This is a genomic window from Cesiribacter sp. SM1, assembly GCF_020178975.1.
Classification (GTDB): domain Bacteria; phylum Bacteroidota; class Bacteroidia; order Cytophagales; family Cyclobacteriaceae; genus Cesiribacter.
This window is the reverse complement of the sequence record NZ_JAHXBU010000094.1, coordinates 472,097-495,132: the sequence shown is the minus strand read 5'-3', so window position 1 is coordinate 495,132 and position 23,036 is coordinate 472,097. Positions and strand designations below refer to the sequence as shown.

At 46.5% G+C, this 23,036-nt stretch carries 15 protein-coding genes; 12 read left to right on the top strand and 3 right to left on the bottom strand.

Annotated elements, in window-relative coordinates:
* Positions 1-95: 95 nt before the first annotated feature.
* A complete protein-coding gene (locus KWJ01_RS26195) occupies positions 96-1,508 on the top strand; it encodes a sodium:solute symporter family protein (RefSeq protein WP_225000101.1) in 1,413 nt (470 codons plus the stop codon).
* A gap of 14 nt (positions 1,509-1,522) precedes the next feature.
* Here the strand turns inward: KWJ01_RS26195 and KWJ01_RS26190 are convergent, their stop codons facing one another.
* The 3 genes from KWJ01_RS26190 to KWJ01_RS26180 form a co-directional block, all read right to left on the bottom strand.
* Positions 1,523-1,957 (bottom strand): hypothetical protein, encoded by a 435-nt coding sequence (locus KWJ01_RS26190; protein ID WP_225000100.1) that lies wholly within the window; start codon positions 1,955-1,957, stop codon positions 1,523-1,525.
* 273 nt (positions 1,958-2,230) lie between these two features.
* On the bottom strand, positions 2,231-3,460 hold the full coding sequence (locus KWJ01_RS26185; protein WP_225000099.1) for an RsmD family RNA methyltransferase: 1,230 nt from the start codon (positions 3,458-3,460) through the stop codon (positions 2,231-2,233).
* Between the two features lie 165 nt (positions 3,461-3,625).
* Complete coding sequence (locus KWJ01_RS26180; RefSeq protein ID WP_225000098.1) at positions 3,626-4,933, bottom strand: peptidoglycan DD-metalloendopeptidase family protein; 1,308 nt, start codon at positions 4,931-4,933, stop codon at positions 3,626-3,628.
* Between the two features lie 818 nt (positions 4,934-5,751).
* Between KWJ01_RS26180 and KWJ01_RS26175 the strand changes: the two genes are divergently transcribed.
* The 11 genes from KWJ01_RS26175 to KWJ01_RS26125 all read left to right on the top strand — a co-directional run bounded on the left by KWJ01_RS26175 (position 5,752) and on the right by KWJ01_RS26125 (position 22,979).
* Positions 5,752-7,104, top strand: coding sequence for a flippase (locus KWJ01_RS26175; protein WP_225000097.1), 1,353 nt, complete (start codon positions 5,752-5,754; stop codon positions 7,102-7,104).
* Between the two features lie 186 nt (positions 7,105-7,290).
* Positions 7,291-8,052: an exodeoxyribonuclease III gene (locus KWJ01_RS26170; protein ID WP_225000096.1), complete on the top strand. Its 762-nt coding sequence runs from the start codon at positions 7,291-7,293 to the stop codon at positions 8,050-8,052.
* 68 nt (positions 8,053-8,120) lie between these two features.
* On the top strand, positions 8,121-9,884 hold the full coding sequence (locus KWJ01_RS26165; RefSeq protein WP_225000095.1) for an ABC transporter substrate-binding protein: 1,764 nt from the start codon (positions 8,121-8,123) through the stop codon (positions 9,882-9,884).
* Between the two features lie 167 nt (positions 9,885-10,051).
* Positions 10,052-13,342 (top strand): DUF4175 family protein, encoded by a 3,291-nt coding sequence (locus KWJ01_RS26160; RefSeq protein ID WP_225000094.1) that lies wholly within the window; start codon positions 10,052-10,054, stop codon positions 13,340-13,342.
* A gap of 15 nt (positions 13,343-13,357) precedes the next feature.
* Positions 13,358-13,762, top strand: a complete 405-nt coding sequence (locus tag KWJ01_RS26155) for an ATP-binding protein (protein ID WP_255651215.1) — start codon at positions 13,358-13,360, stop codon at positions 13,760-13,762.
* 1 nt (position 13,763) lies between these two features.
* A complete protein-coding gene (gene ybeY, locus KWJ01_RS26150) occupies positions 13,764-14,201 on the top strand; it encodes an rRNA maturation RNase YbeY (RefSeq protein ID WP_225000093.1) in 438 nt (145 codons plus the stop codon).
* A 126-nt stretch (positions 14,202-14,327) separates the two neighbouring features.
* Positions 14,328-16,190: a tRNA uridine-5-carboxymethylaminomethyl(34) synthesis enzyme MnmG gene (gene mnmG / locus KWJ01_RS26145; RefSeq protein WP_225000092.1), complete on the top strand. Its 1,863-nt coding sequence runs from the start codon at positions 14,328-14,330 to the stop codon at positions 16,188-16,190.
* A 5-nt stretch (positions 16,191-16,195) separates the two neighbouring features.
* The gene (locus KWJ01_RS26140; RefSeq protein ID WP_225000091.1) at positions 16,196-17,080 is read left to right on the top strand and encodes a class I SAM-dependent methyltransferase; all 885 of its coding nucleotides are present in this window, start codon (positions 16,196-16,198) and stop codon (positions 17,078-17,080) included.
* Entirely contained in the window at positions 17,077-18,762 is a 1,686-nt protein-coding gene (locus KWJ01_RS26135) for an Ig-like domain-containing protein (RefSeq protein WP_225000090.1), read from the top strand. Before KWJ01_RS26140 ends, KWJ01_RS26135 begins: the two co-directional genes overlap by 4 nt.
* A 370-nt stretch (positions 18,763-19,132) precedes the next feature.
* Positions 19,133-20,962: a tetratricopeptide repeat protein gene (locus KWJ01_RS26130; protein WP_225000089.1), complete on the top strand. Its 1,830-nt coding sequence runs from the start codon at positions 19,133-19,135 to the stop codon at positions 20,960-20,962.
* 208 nt (positions 20,963-21,170) lie between these two features.
* A complete protein-coding gene (locus KWJ01_RS26125) occupies positions 21,171-22,979 on the top strand; it encodes a long-chain fatty acid--CoA ligase (RefSeq protein ID WP_225000088.1) in 1,809 nt (602 codons plus the stop codon).
* Positions 22,980-23,036: the final 57 nt, after the last annotated feature.

The window sequence follows — 23,036 nt, the reverse complement described above, 5'->3', positions numbered from 1 at the left end:
TGCAATATATAAAAAAGGGTGGAAAGGCAGCTTTAAGTCATCAATCATTGCCAGATAGCCATTTCCGGTTTACTTTGCTCTTCAAATAACTACCAGTGTTAGCCGTCTTTGTTTTACTTTATCTGCTGCTGAACCTGTTTATTGGCTGGCAGGCCTCCCGCAAAGTACATAATACCCAGGATTTTATGCTGGCAGGCCGCCGTTTGCCTTTTTATATGTCTACGGCTGTGGTCTTTGCTACCTGGTTTGGCTCCGAAACCCTGCTGGGTGCTTCTGCTGAATTTGCACAGCACGGCCTGCTGGGGGTAATTGAAGATCCTTTTGGTGCAGCCCTTTGCCTGGTATTGGTAGGTGTGTTTTTTGCCCGCAGGCTCTACCGCATGAACCTGCTCACCATGGGCGATTTTTACCGCATCCGATTTGGCAGAAGGGTAGAGGCCCTGGCTGCCGTATGCATGGTGCTTTCTTATTTTGGATGGATTGCCGCCCAGATGGTAGCACTGGGCATTTTAATGCAGCAGGTGTTTGAGATAGATGCAGCTGTTGGCATGGTGCTGGCCAGTGCCGTGGTGGTTGGCTATACCTACCTGGGCGGTATGTGGTCGATTTCGGTAACAGATTTTATACAAACCTGCCTTATTCTGCTGGGCCTGGTGGTAATATGTGCAGTACTGATATGGAAATACCCGCTGGGGGAGCTGCTGGAGGCTCAGCCGCAGGGATTCTTCAGAATGGTACCGGCAGAAGAAAGGAGTGCTACCGGCTGGTTAAACTACCTGGCCCTGTGGATAACCATTGGCCTTGGTTCTATTCCGCAGCAGGATGTATTTCAGCGTGTAATGGCTTCTAAAAGTGAGCGTGTGGCGGTGTTTTCTTCTGTTGCTGCCGGAGCCATGTACCTCAGCGTGGCCTTTATGCCCCTGCTCATTGGCCTGTATGCCGCAAAGCTGCACCCCGATCTGCTGGCAGAAGACCCGCAAATGCTGGTACCGGGCCTGGTTGCCCGCAGTGGCGAGCTGTGGCTGCAGGTGCTCTTTTTTGGTGCTCTGGTATCAGCCATCATCAGTACCTCCAGCGGGGCCATGCTGGCACCGGCGGCCATTTTAAGCGAAAACCTGCTGCGGCCACAGCTACACAGGCTTAGCGACCGGCAGCTGCTGCGCCTTTCGCGGCTAAGTGTGCTTTTGGTCGCTGCTGTTTCGCTGGGCATGGCGCTTAGCAGCAACAATATTTATGAGCTGGTGGGCGAATCCTCGGCTCTAAGCCTGGTGAGCTTGCTGGTTCCGCTGGTGGCAGGCATGTTCTGGAAAAAGGCTACCCCTGCAGGCGCCATGCTTTCTATTACTGCAGGTATGCTGGTGTGGCTGCTGGCTGTGTGGCTGGAAACAGAATTGAACCCAATGCTGTGGGGCCTTGCTGCCAGTGTGCTGGGGCAGTTGACTGGCGCACTTATTCCCTACAAAGTACAGCAGCCTCTTGCAAAAGAATTACAAGAGGCTGCTGAATAAAATGTTACTCCGGATTATTTTCTTCTCTTACCTGATAGTGCACGGGTAGTTTTAGCGGCTACAATGCCTCCTAGAACATAATAACCCACCGTCATGATCTGGGTGGTAAGGGTTTGGTTGCTGGGGGCTTTGCCAAGATCTAGCTTATCTGGCAGAAAAATACCACCCAAACCTGCTGCCAGGCCAAGCAATACCCCTTTGGTGGTGCTGCGGCCAGCCATGCTGTAGTATGATGCATTTGCCATCAGCTCGCCTCCCATTGCCATACCGTATTGTTCTTCCCGGTCTGGCATATCAGCATCTGTTTTGTTAAATATCTGACGCACTGCACGTATGCCATATAGCTGAAGTTGGGGTGCCTGTGGCATAAATTGTCTTACGGATTCGTTGACCAGGGTAACTGCGGTTGCTCCGGCAAGCCCGCCAATAAAATTTGCTATAGCGCTCATGAAAAATAAGTTTGTGATAAAAAATACTTTATTGAATGGTCAATGTGGTTACTGTTGCAGTAAATTTTCAGAATTGTACAAAGCCCACCGCTAATTCCTGAACACCGCTTTGCCTGAAATCCATCACCAGATTAACTAACAGTAGCTGTATATGTTCATCTGTTTAACCCTATCAGGCTACCAGATGCTAATTTTAACATCAGAAAAATGAAAACCATACTGGAAGCCGCCAAGGAAAGCCCTGCCCCTAAACAGTTCAGATACTGAAGAGGCTTATATCCTTTCACACAGGAGCAGTTGTGGTTTACCATCGGCCAGGGTGGTGGCAAACAGGTAGAGGGGATCTCCCTCTTCCAGCCCAAGCTTTTTCTGCAGCAGCTCAGCTTTCTGTGGAAAATTACGGACCACCAGGTGTGCCCGTCCGCCGGGAAGCAATTTGCGTACAGCTTTTTTATCAGCTTTAACAAGTCCGAGCATTCTAAAGCTACGGCCGGGGAAATTATTTAGCTGCTCCCGGGATGTATAGAGGTGGCTGTGGGGATGCAGCTTTTGCATAGCAAAGCGCACTGCCGGCAGCTTAAAGGCACCTGCTTTGCGCAGGGCAGCACCCGGATCGTACAGATAGGCCTGAGGCATGCTAATGGCCGGGGCGGCAGTGCTCTCTTCGCTGTAGCGGAAGCAGAAGCTTTCTGCTTCTCCCGCTGCAGTAAGGTTTACCGCTGTGATCTGCGGGTCGGGCTGCTGTGCTGCTTCTATGCAAAAAAGCAGTTCTTTTACTTCTCCCCGCAGGCTTACTACCTGTACCTCCTGTACCTGCTGCCCTAATTCCTGCATAGCACCTTTGATATCCAGCATGGGCGAAGCCTTTACCCACACCTGCCTGCCCTTCTGTAACAGCAGCGGCAGCATGCTTACCACATTGGGCTGGCAATCGGATAGCAGCACTACTTTATTTCTGGCGGCATCGCGGCGGGCCGGGTCGAGGTAGAGTACATCGAGTGGCTGCTGCTGTTGCTGCAAAAATGTTGCAGCTTGTTCGCCATGTACTTGTACATTGGTGCAATTGAGCTGCTTAAAGTTGTACGCCGCCAGGCTGCTAAGCTCCTCCTGCTGCTCTACATAATATACATTGCTAAAGTGCCGGCTAAAGGCCCAGCTATCGAGGCCCATACCACCCGTAAGATCTGCCAGGGTGCCTGCTACGGCAGCGCTTTTTTCCTGCTCCGGCATGCGCTCCCACACCAGGCTGGCTTTATAACGGGCGGTTTCTTCAGAAGAAGCCTGCTCTACAGAAAGGGGAGGCGGCATGAGTACTCCCTGATTTGCATACCAGTGCGGGAGCTTGTACCTGGCTTTTTGCCTTGCCTGCAGCTGTTGTACTGCCTCCCGCATGGGTATGTGGGGGTACAGCTGTGCCTGCAACATAAGCCTGGCTGGCTCGTCGTGCGCATGCTCCTCTATCCATTGCCGTACCGCTGGCTGCTGCAGTTCCTGTATGTTCAAGCTTTGCTTTTTATTTACTTATAATATGGTTACAGACATACATCTTTGTATGTAAACAAAAAATGCCCCGCAGGGGGCACTAAGTTTATATTTTTCAGTAAAAGAAAAAAGCACAGGTTATGCTACCCCTGTGCTTTTGACCAATGCTGTACATTGAAATGTTTATTACAAGCTGGCCCTTAGGTCTACCGGTGCCTGATCCTGACCTATGGTTGCCAGGCGCTGGGTATATTGCTGCTTCATTTGCTCAAATGCCACCTGGTATTGTTTGGCTACAGGTTCTGCCGGAGGCATTTTAACCGAGAACGGATCTATTTGCTTGCCATTCTTCCAGAAGCGGAAGCAAAGGTGCGGGCCGGTTGCCAGGCCTGTGCTGCCTACATAGCCGATCACTTCTCCCTGGCGTACGCGGGTACCTTTCCTCATTCCTTTGGCAATTCTGCTCATGTGCAGGTATTGGGTAGTATAGGTATCGTTGTGTTTTACTTTTACATAGTTGCCATTGCCCCTAGTGCGGCCTGCTTCAACCACCACGCCATCGCCTACTGTGTAGATGGGTGTTCCGGTAGGCGCTGCATAATCAGTGCCCAGGTGTGCTTTCCAGCGTTTTTGCACCGGGTGGAAGCGCTTCCTGGTGTAACGTGAGCTAATGCGGGTAAAGTTCAGGGGTGCTTTCAGGAATGCCTGGCGCAGGCTGTTACCTTTTTCATCGAAGTAGTTGCTGCCCTGGCCCTGGTCGAAATAGAAGGCATGGTAAGGTTCGCCGTCATGATCGAACTGCACTGCCAGAATTTTGCCGATACCTATCTGCTGGTCTTCCACCCACTTTTCTTCGTAGATCACCCGGAAAGAATCGCCTTTCTGAATGCGGAAGAAGTCGATCTGCCAGGCAAATACGTCAACCAGTTTGCTGGTAAGGGCCGGATTACCGCCTGCTTCCTGCATGCTTTGCGACAGTGAGCTGTTGATAACGCCGTAAATGGTTTTTTCTACAGTTTTAACCTCGCGCTGCACAATGGCTGCACCCAGGGTATCACGTAGCGAGAAAACAACAAATTCTGTTGGGTTGGGCTCATAGATCATGAACTGAGCCGTTTGGGTGCTATCCTTAGAGGCAAGGATCGTTACTTTTTTATTGGCTGCCAGCTGGCGAACATCAAATATCTGGCGGCACTTTTTCGCCAGTTCAGTTGCAATACGGGCCTCAATATTAAAAGGATTGAGAATGTCGGCCAGGTTCTGGCGTGGTTTGATCGTTTGTTCAACTATGTTGAATGAATCTACCACCATTCCATAAAGAAGGGTTGGTTCCGGCAATTCCTCAACAATTTCTTCCTGAGTTGTATGATGGAGTTCTTTAATTTCGCCACTCTGCTGTGGGTTTATATATTGCTCTAGCAAATCTCTTCCTGTCCACCAGGCACATACCATTACAGCAACCAACATTAAGGCGGCTACAGCTCTCTTAGTCATAAAGTTGAATCTTTTTGGGATAAAGACTTTTTAGGTTTCACAAACGAAAGCAAAAATTACTAATAAGCGTTCCATCTGCACTTACAGAAATCCAATAAAGTCATCTCGTGTAATAAAAACAAGAAGCTTATGCCAATATTGCATTACATCTGATTTTTTGATCACTTTTTAGTTTACCTGAAAAAATTATACATGTGCTTTTTGTGTGGAAAGTGTAGATTTATTCTACAATTTGTACTTTATAGCCTCTTCAAAGACAAACGGTTAGCTTATAAGCTGCGTTATACCCCCGGATTAGGCAAAAATAGCTCAGCTGCTTCCCAGGGAGCTCTTATGTTTCTGCACTAAATTGTACTTTTCTTTGGCAGCCCTGAAAGGTGTTTTACAGCACCGGGATAGCTTTCGTACTAATTAGCTCCCGTCATCTCCCCGAAGTTTTTCAGCTACCATCATCATAAGAATACCCACACTTGCATAATAGCTGCCTGCACTGCTCCAGGCCACTACCATCTGTATTGCCTGCTAAAGCCATTGTTTAAATTCTTTAGCAACAGTAGTGGGTGTATTTTCGTATGATTGCGGAGGATTTTTGCTAAAGCAGCTTTAAGCTAGTATCAAACTGTTTCTCAACTTATCAACATATATTATACAGTAAAACAGAAGGGAACTTCTGGTACATCAGCCTTCGCCAAAGCAATACAATGCATTATGTTTACAAACATAAAACAACCTTAATGAAGCCTCTTGCTGGATAGTTAGCTAAATTATTCATATTTATCCTTTGATTTTTGTAATTTACCAGTCTATTGGTCGTGTTGATGAAACAACTTTTTAAAAAATTCTCTCAGTCTTACTGGCTCCGCTCCGGGGCATTCAAGCTTTTTGAACGTGCATCTATCGTAATTTTTGGTTTTGTTGCCTACTATGCCCTGGTAAGGCATACCACCAAAGAAGAGTTTGGTACCTGGGGGGTATTTCTGATGCTGACAGGCTTTATTGAGCAGTTCCGCTATGGCTTTATCAGCAATGGCCTGGTGCGCTACCTCAACCATACCGACAGCCGCGAAGACTATATACGGGTAGAAACCGGCGCCCTCTCGCTCAACATAGCTGTTACTGTACTTATCTCTGCTTTTTTATGGACCTGCAGCGACTGGATAGGCAGTGTAACAAATGCCCCGCTGATCGGCCCTATGCTGCAGATTTATGCCTTCCTTAACTTCCTGATGGTACCAGTGTTTCACCTGGAAATGATGCAAAGGGCAAACATGGATTTCAAAGGATCGTCGCTTGGCCAGTTTGCTAACAAGGGGCTTTATTCGCTTCTGCTGATCGCATATATTTTTTACTACCAGTCGGTTACCCTCACAGAAGTGGTAATGCTGCAGGGGGTGGGAATTGTGGCAGGTACTTTTATTACCTACTACTATGGCAGCAAGTACATGTCGTTTACCTGGCGCTTTAGCTTTAGCACCCTTAAAGAACAGCTGCACTACGGTAAATACACCTTTGGTACTTTTATCAGTGCTTATATGATGCGCAACATCGACAGCTGGATGTTAACCGCCCTGCTGGGACCAACGGCTGTTGCCCCTTATGTATTAGCCCTTAAGATCTCCAATATTTTTGAGGTACCGGCCAATACCGTTTCGCAGGTAATCTTTCCAAAAATGGTGCGCGCTATTAAGGAGGAGGGAGTACAGGCTGCCCGGCCTTACTACGAAAAATCGGTGGCTATTCTGTTTTCTGTAATGCTGCCTTTTGTGGCCTTTACTTTGCTCTTTGCCCCACAGATAGTTACGCTTATTGGCGAGCTGCGCTATGCCGAAGCCATTCCTGTGCTTCAGATTACAGTGCTGTACGGGCTGCTGCTGCCCCTCGACAAGCAGGTGGGCGTAATGCTCGATGCCACCGGAAAACAGAAAATGAACACCCTCTTTGTGCTGCGGAATGCCGTTCTCAACATCGTGCTTAACTACCTGTTCATAACTAATTTGGGGCTGATCGGGGCAGCGCTGGCTACGCTTACTACCTATATTATCAGTGTTATTCTTAACCAGGTTTATGTTGGGCGTACCTTCAACGTTAGTACCGTAAACTACTTTAAATACATAGGATCTTCTTATACAAAAGCCTGGGGCATGCTTAACAGAAGGCTAAAAGCCTTGTAGAAAATAGCTGCTGCACGGGGGAGTAGAGGAGTCCGGAACTATTTTTTTCCTCCTCCTGTGCATTAAACCTTCAATCAGTGCTCTTACATTCAAGCAGATATCAAAAATTATAATTAATTTGCTCATATTGGTGTTTTAGCGCACCAGCTATTTATTTAATTATAAAGTTCTGCTTTCTCTGTTTTTGTGAAAATCATTAGTTACAATGTAAATGGCATCCGGGCAGCCATGCAGAAAGGCTTTGCCCAATGGCTTGCCGAACAGGATGCCGATGTGGTGTGCCTGCAGGAAATTAAAGCCCGGCCCGAACAGGTAGATACCAAGGCCTTCGAAGACCTGGGCTATCATCTCTACTGGATGCCCGCCGAAAAACCAGGCTATAGCGGCGTTGCCATCTTTAGCCGGCCTGAACCGTTCCACGTGGAATACGGCTGCGGCCTGCCTCTATACGATTATGAGGGCAGGGTGCTAAGAGCCGATTATCCGGATTTATCAGTCATGAGTGTTTACATGCCCTCTGGCTCCAGTGGCGATGCGCGGCAATCTTTTAAAATGCAGTGGCTTGCAGATTTTCAGCAGTATGTTGAAGAGCTGCGCAGGGAACACCCCAACCTGATCATCAGCGGCGATTACAACATTTGCCACAAAGCAATTGATATTCACGACCCCATCCGTAACAAAGATTCCTCCGGATTTTTGCCTGAGGAGCGGGAATGGTTTGATGGTTTTGTGAGTTCTGGCTTTGTGGATACGTTTCGTCACTTTAACAAGGATCCGCACTGCTACAGCTGGTGGAGCTATCGGGCAGGTGCACGAAAGAATAACAAAGGCTGGCGTATCGATTACCACTTGGCCACGCTGCCACTGCAGGATCGGCTAAAAAGTGCAAGCATACTACCGGATGCTATACACTCCGATCACTGTCCTGTTATTGTAGAGCTGTCATGAGTAAGTGCTTAGCTTTTTCACTACCGCTTATTTCTTTATCTTAAATGTCTACTTTCTGTATTTTAGCTATGAATAAACGGTGGCTTCAGGTTTCTCTGCTCTGTTTGCTGGCATCCGGCTGCAGCACCACACAGGAGCAAACTGTTGATGGGCCTGCTAATGAACTGCGCGAAGGGGAGGGGGGGCGTTATTATGGCGGTATATTCAGAACAAATGAAACTGAATATATCAAGAACCTTTACCCACCGGCCATTACCGATGTGTACTCTTACCGGGTAGCAAACCAGGTGTATGAGGGCCTGTTCCGGCTCAAGCCAGATAACCTTACCGTTATCAACGGACTGGCCGAAAGCTACACTATGGACGAAACCGGCACTGTGTATACCATACGGCTGCGCGATGATGTGTACTTTCATGATGACCCCTGCTTTAGCACCGGTAAAGGCCGCAAACTTATTGCCGAAGATGTAGCCTTTTGCCTTACCCGGCTCTGCACCTTTTCTCCACAGAACCAGAACTTCGCAGTATTCTCCGGACTGATTAAAGGCGCCGATGCTTATTATGCAGCCAGCGCAAAGGGCAGTGCACCTGCTACAGGGGTACCGGGCATAGAGGTACTCGACAGCCGCACCCTTAGGTTTACCCTTACCAGGCCTAACAGCATGTTTTTGATGCACCTGGCAAGGCCAGCCTGCTTTATTTACCCGCCAGAAGCATGGGATAAATATGGCGCCGATATGAGCCGCCACCCCGTTGGCACCGGACCGTTTCAGCTGGGTAGTATAGAAGAAAACATTTCTATATCACTGCCTAAAAATGAGCGTTACTGGCGAAGCGATGCCTTTGGCAACCAGCTGCCTTTTCTGGATGCACTCAACATCCAGTTTATCAACAGCAAAAACACAGAGCTGCTGGAGTTCCGCAAAGGCAACCTCGATATGGTGTACCGCCTGCCAACAGAGCACATCATTGAAATACTGGAGAACAACCAGACCGGCACCGGAGAGTTTGTTAAGTACGAGCTGCAGCGCGAACCGGAAATGGTTACCCAGTACCTGACCTTTAATATGTCGGACCGCAAACTGTTCAGCAACAAAGACCTGCGTAAGGCCATCAGCTATGCCATAGACAGGGAGAAAATTCTTAACTTTGCGCTGAATAACGAAGGCTATGCGCCTGGTAACCACGGCATTACACCGCCTGTATTTGCCGATTACAACATTGATGAGATCACTGGCTTTCGCCTGAATGTTGACTCTGCCCGCTATTATCTGGCCAAAGCCGGTTATCCGGATGGTAAGGGATTCCCGAAGATTGAGTTGATGCTGAATGCCGAGGGTGACAGGAATACCAATGTTGCCGTAGAAATTCAAAAGCAGCTAAGTGATTACCTGAACATACAGGTTGAGATCAATACTTACCCTATGGCGCAATTGCTGGAGCGTGCTTTCAGCGGTAAATTTGATATGATGCGCTCGGCCTGGTTTGCCGATTACCCAAGCCCAGAAAATTTTCTATGGGTTTTTTACAGCGGCAGTGCAGATAGGCTTAGCAGAGATCAGGTTTATCCGAACATAGGGCGCTATAACAATGTTACTTTTAACAGATTATATGAACAGGCACTGCAGGCGCGTTCTCTTAAAGAAGCAAATGATCTTTTCTTAAGAGCAGAAAAAGTTTTAATGAAAGATGCACCCGTAATTGTACTCTGGTACGACGAAGGGTACAGGCTTTTGCAATCGTACGTTAAAAATTTTCCGAACAACCCTATGCAATACCGGGACTTGGGAGAAGTTTATTTTCAACAGGCGCGCACCTTGCGCAGCCAGTAGGTTTTGTGAATTTTAGAGATAGTAATAAAATATTGTACAAGGTATATGGTATATAGTAAATGGATATTAAGCTGTTTGACTTAGGGCAGGAAGATTTGCCACTGCTGTTGAAAGAGCTGAAACCCCATACCTGATACCCCATACCCAAAAAGGGAGCGGAATAGATTATGGCAAACCGGGAAGATTTAGAGGTAATCCGCAGCATACGGCGCTATAAGCGCAAATATTATACAAACCTGCTGCTTCGCGGCCTCATCTGGACGCTGGCTTGCCTGTTGGCTGTATTTTTGGTTTTGGCCTTTGCCGAATACCTGGCCAACTTCAGCAGCCGTGTTCGTACAGTACTGTTTTTTGGCTTTAGCGCACTGGCGCTGGTCATTTTATATGTTTGGGTGCTAAGACCACTTGGCTACCTCTTTTCTATTACCAAACCCCTTACCGACGAGGAAGCAGCACAACGCATTGGCGCTTACTTTCCCGAGGTACGCGATAAACTCCTGAATGTACTGCAGCTCCAGCAGCTGGCCATCAGCAATCCGCTGGCTGCTGCCGGTGTAAGGCAAAAATCTGCAGAGATATCAACAGTACCCTTTGATGCGGCAGTAGACTTCAGCAGCAACAGACAATATCTGCGCTACCTGCTGCCTCCATTAGCCCTGCTGTTACTGGCAGCTTTCTTTTTGCCAGAGCTTATTACCGACAGCACCAGGCGCCTGGTAAGTTACCAGCAGGAGTTTAAGCCTCAGGCTCCTTTCCAGTTTCAGCTGATGAACGAAAACCTGCAGGCTTTCCGCAACGAAGATTTTACCCTTAAACTGCAGTTTGCCGGCTCTACTGTGCCTCAAACAGCATATATGGTAACAGAGGAGGGGCGTCGTGTAAAAATGCAGCGTGAGGGCAATTATTTTAGCTATACCTTTCCAAAAATTCAGGAAGAAAAAGCATTCCATTTTGAGGCCGCAGGTTTTGAGAGTGATGATTATACCATAGCGCTGGCAGAACGCCCCGATCTGAAAGGATTCAGGGTTAAGCTGCAGTACCCGCAGTACCTGGCTAAGGAAGCCGCCGTGCTGGATAATACAGGTAGTTTTCAGGTACCGGAAGGAACCCAGGTACAATGGCAGTTCTTTACCTCAGCAACCGACAGCCTGCGGCTTCGCTTTTCAGAAGACAGTACCGCACTGGCAGGAGCACCGGGTAGGGAGCAGCAACTGCTGTTCTCTAAAACCATGCTGGCTTCCCAATCTTACCAGGTGGAGCTTAAAAACCGCTGGAGCCAGAACAGAGAAGCCATAGAATACCAGCTGGAAGTAATACCAGACAGGCACCCACAGGTAAACCTAAACAGGTTTAGCGATACCCTGCTGTACAACTATGTGGTACTGGCAGGCAATGTATCCGACGACTACGGGCTTAGCCGCCTGCAGGTACATTACCGCTTAAGCAAGGAAAATAAGGAGGGGGGCAATTATAAAACCATTTCGCTGCCACTGCAAAGGGGCAATCTTAGCCAAACCTATTACTATCGCTGGCAGCTCGACAGCCTCGGCATTGCCGCTGGAGACCGCCTGGAGTATTTTGTACAGGTGTGGGACAATGATGGCGTAAATGGCGCCAAAGCTTCACGCACTGGTGTGTACATGCTCAAGCTGCCCGATGCAAAAGAGATAGAAGAGCAGATCAATAAAAGTGAGCAGCAGGCACAAAACCAGCTGGATGAGAACCTGAAACAGGCCAGACAGCTAAAGGAGCAGCTTAAGAAAGCAGAAGAGCGTATGCGCGGCAAAAATCAGCTAAACTATCAGGATGAGAAAGTGCTGCAGGAATTAGTTGAGGAACGCCAAAAGCTTGAGGAGGCAGTAAAAAAATTGCAGGAGCAGCAGGAGCTGCTGAATGAGCAGAAAAAAAGGTTCGATAAACAGCAGGATGAGAAGATTGCTGAAAAAGCGGAGCAGCTGCGCCAGCTAATGGACGAGCTGCTTGATGAAGAAACCAAGAAGCTGTACGAAGAGCTGCAAAAGCTGCTAGAAGAAAAGAGCAACCCGGATGAAATGCGCGATGTGCTAGAGAAGCTAAACCGCAAGGAGAATAACCTGGAAAAAGAGCTGGAGCGAACCCTGGAGCTGTTCAAGCGTATGAAGTTTGATGACAAGCTGGAGAAAAATATCGACAAACTGGAGGAGCTAAGCAAAGAGCAGGAGGAGCTATCGAAGCAAAGTGAAGAAAAAAATGCTGACTCTGAAGAATTGAAAGAAAAGCAGCAGGAGCTCAACGAAGAGTTTAAGGAACTGGAGCAGGAGATGAAGGAGATGCAGGAGCTTAACCAGGACCTGAAGAGCCCCAACAGCATGGAAGACACCCAGCAGGAGCAGGAGGAGATAAAGCAACAGCAACAAAAGAGTGAGCAGATGCTCCAGGAGGGTAAACCTAAAAAAGCCAGTAAGCCACAGCAGAAAGCAGCAGAACAAATGCGCCAGATGCAGCAGAAGATGAAACAGATGCAGGGCGGCATGGAAATGGAGTCGCTGCAGGAAAACCTGGACCACCTGCGCGATATTGTGGATAATCTTGTTAAACTTTCTTTCGACCAGGAAGCTTTAATGAAAGAGTTCAGGGAAGTAAACCAAAGCGACCCGCGATTTGTAGAGCTGGGGCAAAAGCAGTTAAAGTTTAAAGACGATGCCGTTATCCTGGAAGACAGCCTGCGTTCCTTAGCAGAACGTGTATTCCAGATTCGCAGTTTTGTTACCCGCGAGGTGGATAACATGAACCGTTACATGGAAGAAAGCGTAGAAGCTATAAAGGAACGCAAAAAGGGTGTTGCTGCAGGCAAGCAGCAATTTGCCATGACTTCCATGAACAATTTGGCCCTTTTACTAGATGATATCTTACAGCAAATGCAGCAGCAGATGGCCGATGCCATGGGCAACCCAAAAAAGGGCCAGCAGAAAGGGCAAAAGCCAACGCTAGGGCAAATGCAGCAGCAGCTCAACGAGCGCATCAATGAGCTGAAAAAGGGAGGCAAAAGTGGCCGTGAATTAAGCGAAGAGCTGGCACGTATGGCTGCCGAGCAGGAGCGTATTCGCGAAGCATTGAAAGAAATGCAGGAGAAATTTGGGAAAGATGGTAAATTGCCCGGAGGTGAAGGTTTGCAGAAAATGATGGAAGAAACCGAAACTGAACTGGTGAATAAAAAATTATCTCGCGAACTTGTGGAGCGCCAGCAGGAGATTCAGACACGCTTGCTGGAAGCAGAAAAAGCCATGATGGAACGGGAATTAGATGAAGAACGAAAAGGGGAAACCGCCAAAGATTACGATCAGCAGGCGCCCAAGGCACTGGAAGAGTACCTAAAACAAAAAGAGAGGGAAATTGAGTTGATACGATCAGTACCACCAAAACTTAACCCTTTCTATAAGGAAGAGATAAATAATTATTTTAAGAGATTAGAGCAATAACTTTTTAGGACGGGTATGATCAATACGATAAAAATTGAAATTCCTTCTCTCATTGAAAACATCAGAATGATTGAAAGTTTCATTGATAATGCCAAAGAGGAATTTCAGTTAGATGATGGCCTGTATGGGAATATCATGATTGCGGTTACCGAATCGGTGAACAATGCTATTCGCCACGGGAATAAAATGGATCCAAGCAAGAATGTTAAACTCACGCTCTTTTTGCGTGAAGATAACATACAGTTCGAAATTGAAGACGAAGGAGAAGGCTTCGACTACGAACACTTACCTGATCCTACTGCTCCTGAAAATATAGAGAAGCCTGGTGGCAGAGGCATCTTCTTAATGAAGCACCTTGCAGACGAGGTAAACTTTAAAAACAACGGACGCTTAGTTGAGCTCTGCTTTTACCTGAATTAGTATGCCTGTAATTAATTTTTTTGAGGAAGACATTCAGTTCAAATTGCCTCAAAAAACTAAAATCAGGACTTGGATCAAAAATGTAGTTAAAACAGAAGGTGCTGACATCTCTGAAATTAACTACATTTTCTGTTCTGATCCTTATCTGAAGCAGGTGAATATTGATTACCTGCAACACGACTACTTTACTGATATCATCACTTTCGATAACAGCGACCAGGAAGAGATATTGGAAGGAGACATCTTCATCAGCATAGATCGAATCAGGGAAAACAGTACCGATTTTTCCAGTTCATTTGATCAGGAATTACGCCGTGTTATTATTCACGGCGTTTTACATTTATTAGGCTATAGAGATAAATCTGCTGATGAACAAACGCAGATGCGGCAGAAAGAAGATCAGTATTTATCTTTGTACGCTTCTTTGAACCAAAGCTAATTTACTTTTGTAAGAGTTATATCACACGTTCCACGTGGAACTATAGCAGCCAAACAGAATGAAGATTCTTTGTAATGGTGTTAAGGTTTCACGTGGAACATCTATATCTAGAATAGAAAATAAGATATGTTTCCGGAATACGATGTAGTTGTAGTAGGGGGTGGCCATGCAGGCTGCGAAGCTGCACATGCTGCCGCTAAAATGGGATCGAAGGTGCTGCTGGTTACCATGAACATGCAGACCATTGCACAAATGTCGTGTAATCCAGCCATGGGCGGTGTGGCTAAAGGACAAATAGTGCGGGAGATAGATGCACTGGGTGGTATGTCAGGAATTATTTCTGATAAATCTACCGTGCAGTTCAGGATGCTGAACAGATCTAAAGGCCCGGCTATGTGGAGCCCACGCACACAAAATGACCGCATGCGCTTTGCAGAAGAATGGCGTCTGGCCCTGGAGCAAACGCCTAACATAGATCTTTGGCAGGAAATGGCTAAAGGCATAGTAGTAAAAGGGGGTAGGGTGGTTGCCGTAAAAACTGCACTGGGTATTGAAATACCTACAAAAGCTGTAGTACTCACAAACGGCACCTTCCTGAATGGCCTAATTCATATTGGTGAAAAACAGTTTGGTGGTGGCAGGAGTGGAGAAAAAGCTGCTACCGGCATAACCGAACAGTTAATAGAACTGGGCTTTGAAGCAGGCCGCATGAAAACAGGTACACCGCCAAGAGTAGATGGCCGTACCTTAAACTATGCAGCCATGGAAGCGCAACTGGGAGATGAGAACCCGGGTACCTTCTCCTACATGACAGAAGCACCTATGCAAAAGCAGTTGCCCTGCTACATTACTTATACCAATGAAGAGGTGCATGCAACACTACAAACAGGTTTTGATCGTTCACCCATGTTTAACGGGCGCATCAAAGGCCTGGGCCCCCGCTACTGCCCATCTATTGAAGATAAGATTAACAGGTTTGCTGAAAGGGAGCGTCACCAGATATTTGTAGAACCAGAAGGCTGGAACACAGTAGAGATCTATGTGAATGGCTTTTCAACCTCATTGCCGGAAGATGTACAGTATAAAGCGTTGCGTCAGATAGTAGGTTTTGAAAACGCTAAAATGTTCAGGCCGGGTTATGCTATTGAATATGATTACTTCCCGCCAACACAGCTGCAGCTAACGCTGGAGACAAGGCTGGTAGAAAACCTGTTCTTTGCAGGGCAGATCAATGGTACAACCGGTTACGAAGAAGCTGCCTGCCAGGGACTCATTGCAGGGATCAACGCACATAACAAGGTGCACGAAAAGGAAGCCTTTATTCCTAAACGATCCGATGCCTACATAGGTGTGCTCATAGATGACCTGGTAAATAAAGGTACCGATGAGCCATACCGTATGTTTACATCAAGGGCAGAATTCCGGATACTGTTACGCCAGGATAATGCCGACCTCCGCCTGACAGAGATGGGACACCGCCTGGGCCTTGCCTCAGATGAGCGTCTGGAGCGTGTGCTTGATAAGAAAAATGATCTGAAGAAACTGCTAAACGACCTGAAGCAGAAAAAAGTAGCACCTGAACTGGCAAATGCCGGACTGGAAGAGTTTAACACAGCTGCGCTGAAAGAAACCACCAGTGCCTTACAGTTGCTGCGCAGGCCGCAGATAGGTGTTGGCGAACTTAAAAAGCTGGATGCTGAATTAGCAGATTACCTGAACCGTTATTCTGATGAAGTGCTGGAGCAGGCCGAAATCCAGATCAAATACGAAACGTATATCGATAAAGAGCAAAAGCTTGCCGAAAGGATGGAGGGGCTGGAAAACCATATTATTCCACAAAACTTCGACTACAATAAAATTGTAGCACTTTCGGCAGAGGCAAAGCAAAAGTTAAATAAACAAAGGCCGGCAACCATTGGCCAGGCCAGCAGAATAAGCGGTGTATCACCTGCCGACATTTCTGTTCTTACCATTTATATGGGAAAATAAAACATATGCACCAGGAACTACAGCACTGCCCGCTTTGCCATAGCGGGCAGTTCCGTTTGTTTACAACATCTAAAGACTATAGCGTAAGTGGCGAAACCTTCAGCATTCAGCAATGCCAGAACTGCGATTTGCTGTTTACAAACCCCCGGCCTGCAGAATCAGAGCTTGGCCGCTATTACGATTCTGCTACCTATGTATCGCATACCAACGAAGGCAATACCCTTATAAACCGTATTTATAAGCTTGTAAGGCACATAACCCTGCGCCAGAAGACCTCACTGGTAGAGAAATGGAGCACAAAGGGAGAGCTGTTGGACATTGGCTGCGGTACCGGCCATTTTCTTGCTGCAGCAAAAGCCAATGGATGGAAGGTAGATGGAGTAGAAATTAATGACGGCGCCCGTAAACAGGCAGAAGCAGCATTAGGGCAGGAGCTACACAAACAGCTAAGCGAAATTCCGCTTACCAGAAGATTTCAGGTAATAAGTATGTGGCATGTGCTGGAACATGTATACGATTTAGGGCAGACTTTTACGTTATTAAAAGACCTGTTACATAAACAGGGTAGTTTGGTGATTGCCGTGCCAAACCCTGAAAGCTACGATGCCCGGGTCTATGGCCATGCCTGGGCAGCCTGGGATGTTCCCCGCCACCTGTATCACTTCAGCCAGGATGTTATGCACAAACTGGCCAGGAAACATGGCTTTGCAGTAAAAGAGGTCAGGCCCATGTACTTTGATGCCTTTTACGTAAGCATGCTAAGCGAAGAATACCAAAAAGGGAAAAAAGCATATGCCAACGCAGTAGTAACAGGAGCACGTAGCAACCTATGGGCTAGAAACCATAATAATCAATTTTCAAGTTTAATCTATATTCTTCAACACGCATGAAGTTATCTTCATTCTTCCTGTACCTGGCAATGATTGTTACAGGTGTTTGGTATATGGGTACAGGTTGTGCCAATGTTGGTAGCCCAACAGGCGGCGACAGAGATACCATACCACCGCGCCTGGTAAATATTACGCCAGCACAAAATACACTTAATTATAAAGATGGAGTGCTCAGGCTGCAGTTTGATGAATTGGTTACGTTAAAAAACCTGCAGCAACAGCTTATCATTACGCCTCGTACAGAGGCAAAATATAAAGCCAGGGTTAATAAAAACATTGTTGAGCTCAGCTTTGAGGAACCCCTGAACGATAGCACCACCTATACTTTTAATTTTAGGGAAGGCATTGTGGATATCACAGAAGGTAATATAGCACCAAACCTTTACCTGGCTTTCAGTACTGGAAACTACCTGGATTCACTCATCATCAGAGGCAAGGTTAGAGATGCCTTAACAGATAAGGTAGTAGAAGGTGCTACAGTGGTACTGTTTGATCCCAGAGATACCACTACTGTTTTTACAGATAAACCAGCCTACTTTAGCACTACAGATAAAGAAGGTAATTATGAACTTCGGAATCTGAAAAAAGGGCCCTACCTGGTGTATGGATTTACAGACAATAATAAAAATTTAACGCTGCAAACAAAAAATGAGCGTTATGGTTACTGGCCGGATACCTTACAACTTGCTGCTACAACAGATTCTGTAAACATGAGGCTGTTTAGCGTTACTGCAGATAAGCCGGTGGTAAACAGTGCACGGCCTGTGGGTAACTATTTTGAAGTTACTTTCAACAAGCCCATGAACAGTTATGAACTGCAAACCGAAGGCACCACTGAAGTCAGCAGTAACTTTATTGAAAAAAATAAAAAGGTAAGGATATATCCACAAGCCATTCAGGACAGCCTGTGGGCTACCATCACAGCACTTGATTCTCTGCAGCAGGTAGCAAGTGATACATTTTACATACGTTTTGATGAAAGCAAACGTGCAAAAGCATCCTTTACTGTTGATCCCTTACCCCGGAAAGGATCATCCATTACCAAAAACCTGCAGCTAAACCTGCAGTTTTCCAAACCTGTAGCCGAGCTGCGCACCGATAGCCTGCGTGTTATGTACGACAGCCTTACCTGGGAGACAATAATCGCAGAGGAAATAGAATGGAACAACAAACGCGATAGGTTAACCATAAGAAAAACTCTTTCGCCTCCACAACAGGCACAAACAGCAACCACAACAGAAACAGATCCTCAAAAGCTGGCAAGGGGAGGAGCCGGAAAGAAAGAACAACAGGTAGAAGTACGGGTTCCCAAAGGTTCTGTGTATAGTGTAGAGTCGGATACACTTGATAATCAGGCACTTAACTATAGGTTTGCTACAGAAAGCCAGACCGGTATCATCAATGGTACCATTGCAACTGCTGCAGAAAATTATATCGTGCAGCTTTTAAGGGCAAATAATTTTGAAGTGGTAAGCCAGCAGACAAACACCAGGCAGTACACCTTCCGCTTTGTAGAGCCTGGCGATTACCTTATTCGTGTAGTGGTAGACCAGAACGCAAACGGCCGCTGGGACCCTGGAAATATCTTTAAACTGGAGGCTCCTGAACCTGTATTTATCAACGAGCAGCCCATTACCATCAAGGCAAACTGGGAGATTCAGAATCCGGAAATTACCTTATAAGTGCTGTGTATAACTTAGGTTGGGATGTAGATAAGTGTGCACCGACTGTAGATAAAGAGAGTTGATAAGTCTGAAGAGGCAGGGGTGTGGGTATAAGTGCTGAGTTTTCCAGATTATACACAGCCTGTTTCCACAACTGCAGAATTTATCAACAGCTTTAAAAGCTTAATGTGGAACTTTAGGTGGATATCGATAACTCACAAACTATCAATAACTTAAGAGCACTTATTTAACCTTTTAATTGAGATATCCACACCGGGTTAAGACCAAAATTAAAAAAAAGAAGCAGTTATTAACCTTTTAACAGCTTAATAGAAACAATATATTTCTTAAATATTTATTTTATTAATAAGTATTAGAGGGGAGAATTATGTGTATAAGTACCTGGCGTAAGAAATTTTTGCTACTGCTGGTTATGTTTTTGCCCATCATCAGCTGGGCACAGGACAGGCAGGATATACAACTGGCCGATGAATATTTTCAGCGTGGTGATTTAGCCAAAGCACGACAGCTTTACGATGAGCTTGCAGATGATGAAGCTAACGTTGCACTTATTCACAACAATTACCTGAACCTGTTGATAAACCAGGAAGATTTCAGGGCAGCTGAGCGTTACCTGCAGCGTCTTATCCGTAACAGGGCTAATGCTGAGCGCTTTCAGCTGGATCTGGCGCAGGTATATGCACAGCAGGGCGAAACCAAAAAAGCAGACAAGCTTTATAATGAAATCATAGAGGCTGCTGCAAAGAATAACTTTAAGACGCATACCGTAGCGCAGCAGCTTATGGCAAACCGCTTATATGAGAAGGCGCTGCGCACCTATGAGCGGGCACGTGAGGTACAGCCAAACCCTGATGAGTCTTATTCGCTGCAAATGGCAGTGCTTTATAATTTGCTTGGCCAGCAAAATCAGATGTTCGAAGAGTACTTTCGCTACATTCGCCAGCAGCCCAGCAGAATGCAGCAGGCAAAGAATATGCTGCAGAACGCCCTGACAGAACCAGAAGATCTGCAGGCCTTTGAGGCACTGCTTTTTGAAAGAGTACAGCAGGAGCCTGGAAACAGGCAGTTCTCTGATCTGCTAATATGGCTGCACCTGCAGCAAAAGAATTTCTACGGAGCATTTGTACAGGCAAGAGCGCTGCAAAAGCGCTTTAAGGATGGTCCGGAGCAGCTGATGGAAATAGGGCAGATAGCGCTGGAGAACAAGGATTATGCAGGAGCCATCAAGATTTTTGAATATGTTAACACGGCTTTTCCGGAATTACCAGAACACTACCTGGCGCGCCGCTACCTTATTTTATCAAGAGAACAGCTGGTAAAAACAACCTACCCGGTAGATACGCTTGAAATTCGCAAGCTGATCCATGATTATCAACAGCTGGTAAACGAAGCAGAGAATAACCCTACAGCCATTGATGCACAAAACAGCATGGCCATGCTCTATGCCTTTTACCTCGATGAGAAGGCAAAAGCTACCGAGATCCTGAACATGCTGATCCAGAACCCGCGTACCCCTGCCCGTTTAAGAGGCCAGAGCAAAATGGCACTGGGAGATATCTATTTGCTTACTGCAGAGCCCTGGGAGGCAACGCTGCTATACTCACAGGTAGAGAAGGCTTTTAAGGATGATCCTTTGGGATATGAAGCCAAATTACGTAATGCCAGGCTTTCTTATTTCAAAGGGGAGTTTGGACTGGCACAGGGGCACCTGGATGTTTTAAAAGAAGCTACCACCCGCGAAATTGCCAATGATGCCATGGCCTTAAGCCAGTTAATCAAAAACAATAGTTATTTAGACTCCGTAGACCTCCCGATGCAGCGGTATGCCAACTCAGAGCTGTTACTCTTTCAGAACAAGAAAAAAGAGGCTCTGGAGGAACTGGATGCCATGCTAAAGGAGTATGCAAACCACAGTCTTACCGACGACATACTTTACAGGCAGGCAAATATCTATGTAGAACTGGGAGAATTTCAGCAGGCTGTTGATAAGCTAAACCTCCTGGTGGATAACTGGTCTTCTGATATTCTGGCCGATGATGCCTGGTTCCTTCGGGCCAGGCTTTATGAAGAATACCTGCAGGATCATGAAACGGCCAAAACGCAGTATACAGAATTCCTGAAACGTTTTCCGGGCAGTGTGTATGTTGCAGAGGCCAGAAAGCGATTCAGAACCCTCAGAGGAGATTTTGCCAATTAAACTGAGCTGATCATCCATTCAGTTTAAACACGACCCATTCCGGATTTTACAAGGGTGTTTATCAACATAAAAAAGGCTCTGGATTTACTTCCAGAGCCTTTTTTATTAAAAATCATAGTTGTTCAAAACTAGAGATGAATCATATTTGGCTTTGAACATATCATAAAAATGTGTAAATTTTTAACATAATATAGATAACATAAAAATAATGATCCCCAGCCGCCTGTTTGATTTAATTACACAACAGCTTAAAGAGTTTCCAAAACCTGATGCGGTAGCCTACAAACAAAATGGGCAGTGGGTAAGCTACAGTACAGAAGATGTAGCACGCATTGTAGACCAGATGAGCATAGGCCTGCGTAAGCGGGGCATAGAAAAGGGAGATCATGTAGCAATCATTTCTCCAAACCGGCCTGAGTGGAATTTTATAGATTTTGGTTTGCAACAGCTGGGTGCCGTAAGTGTACCGATGTATCCTACCATATCAGAAAATGAATTCAGGTTTATATTTAAGGATTCCGGTGTTAAAATGGCCTTTGTGGCCGATGAGGAACTGTACAGGAAAGCCAGTAATGCAGCAGCAGGCTTACCGAATGCCATAAAAATATATACTTTCGATAGTGTACCCGGCGCAGCCTCCTGGAAGGATATTTTGAAAGAAGGCAAAAATGAAGATACAAATCAGCTGGTACCGCTTAAAGCAGCAGTAGATGCGGAAGATTTGTTAACCATCATTTACACCTCTGGCACTACCGGAACCCCAAAAGGGGTGATGTTAACGCATAAAAATATTCTTAGCAACACGCAATCGGTTGCAGATCTGTTTCCGGATATTGGTCCTGATATGCGCATACTAAGCTTTCTGCCCATTTGCCATATCTTTGAACGTACGGCCATCTATGCCTACTTAAATGTTGGTGCCAGCATTTACTATGCCGAAAGCATGGAAACCATTGGCGATAACCTGAAGGAGGTAAAGCCACATGTGTTCACCACGGTGCCACGTTTGCTGGAGAAGGTGTACTCCAAAATTGTGGCGAAAGGATCGGGGCTATCGGGCATCAAAAAGACTCTTTTCTTCTGGGCACTGGGGCTGGGTAAAAGGCATGATCCTGCAGCAGATGCCGGCAGCTGGTATAACTTTCAGCTTAAGCTGGCCAATAAGATTATCTTCAACAAATGGCGCGAAGCCCTGGGAGGCAATGTAAAAATGGTTGTTTCCGGAGCTGCAGCCCTGCAACCGCGCCTGGCCAGGATCTTCTGGGCAGCAGGCATTCCTGTTTGTGAGGCCTACGGGCTAACGGAAACCTCACCTGGTATAAGCTTTACCCGCAACGATGCCAGCAGGGTGCAGATTGGCTATGTAGGAGAGCTGCTGGAAGGGGTAGAGGTAAAAATAGCAGAAGATGGTGAGATCCTGGTAAAGGGCCCCAACATCATGAAGGGCTATTACAACAGGCCGGATCTTACTGCAGAGGTAATAGATGCTGAAGGCTGGTTCCATACCGGCGATGTGGGAGAACTAAAGGATAATCGTTACCTGCGCATTACTGACCGTAAAAAAGAAATGTTCAAAACCTCCGGAGGCAAATACATTGCCCCGCAGGTACTGGAAAACAAACTAAAAGAATCGAAGGTAATAGAACAGGTAATGGTGGTGGGAGAGGGCCAGCGTTTTCCTGCAGCCCTGATTGTGCCTGATTTTGTTGCCCTGCGTGACTGGTGTCTTCATAATGGCATTAAGTACACCTCAGATGCCTACATAATCAAGTCACCAGAGGTAATCGATAAATTTCAGCGTGAACTGGATAAGTACAACAAAAATTTTGGCCAGTGGGAAAAGATAAAGCAGTTCAGGCTGATAGCAGAACCCTGGAGTGTGGAAAGCGGAGAGTTAACGCCAACGCTTAAATTAAAGCGTCGCCGTATTCTGGAAGACTACGAGCTGCTGGTGCGCAGCATTTACGAAGAAAACCAGGCAGATGCATCAGAGAAAGAAATGTTTATTACTGAATAATAGCTCTTAAACCTTCGCTGCCTGCAGGCTTGTGGCCTCTGGCAGAGGGTAGAATGC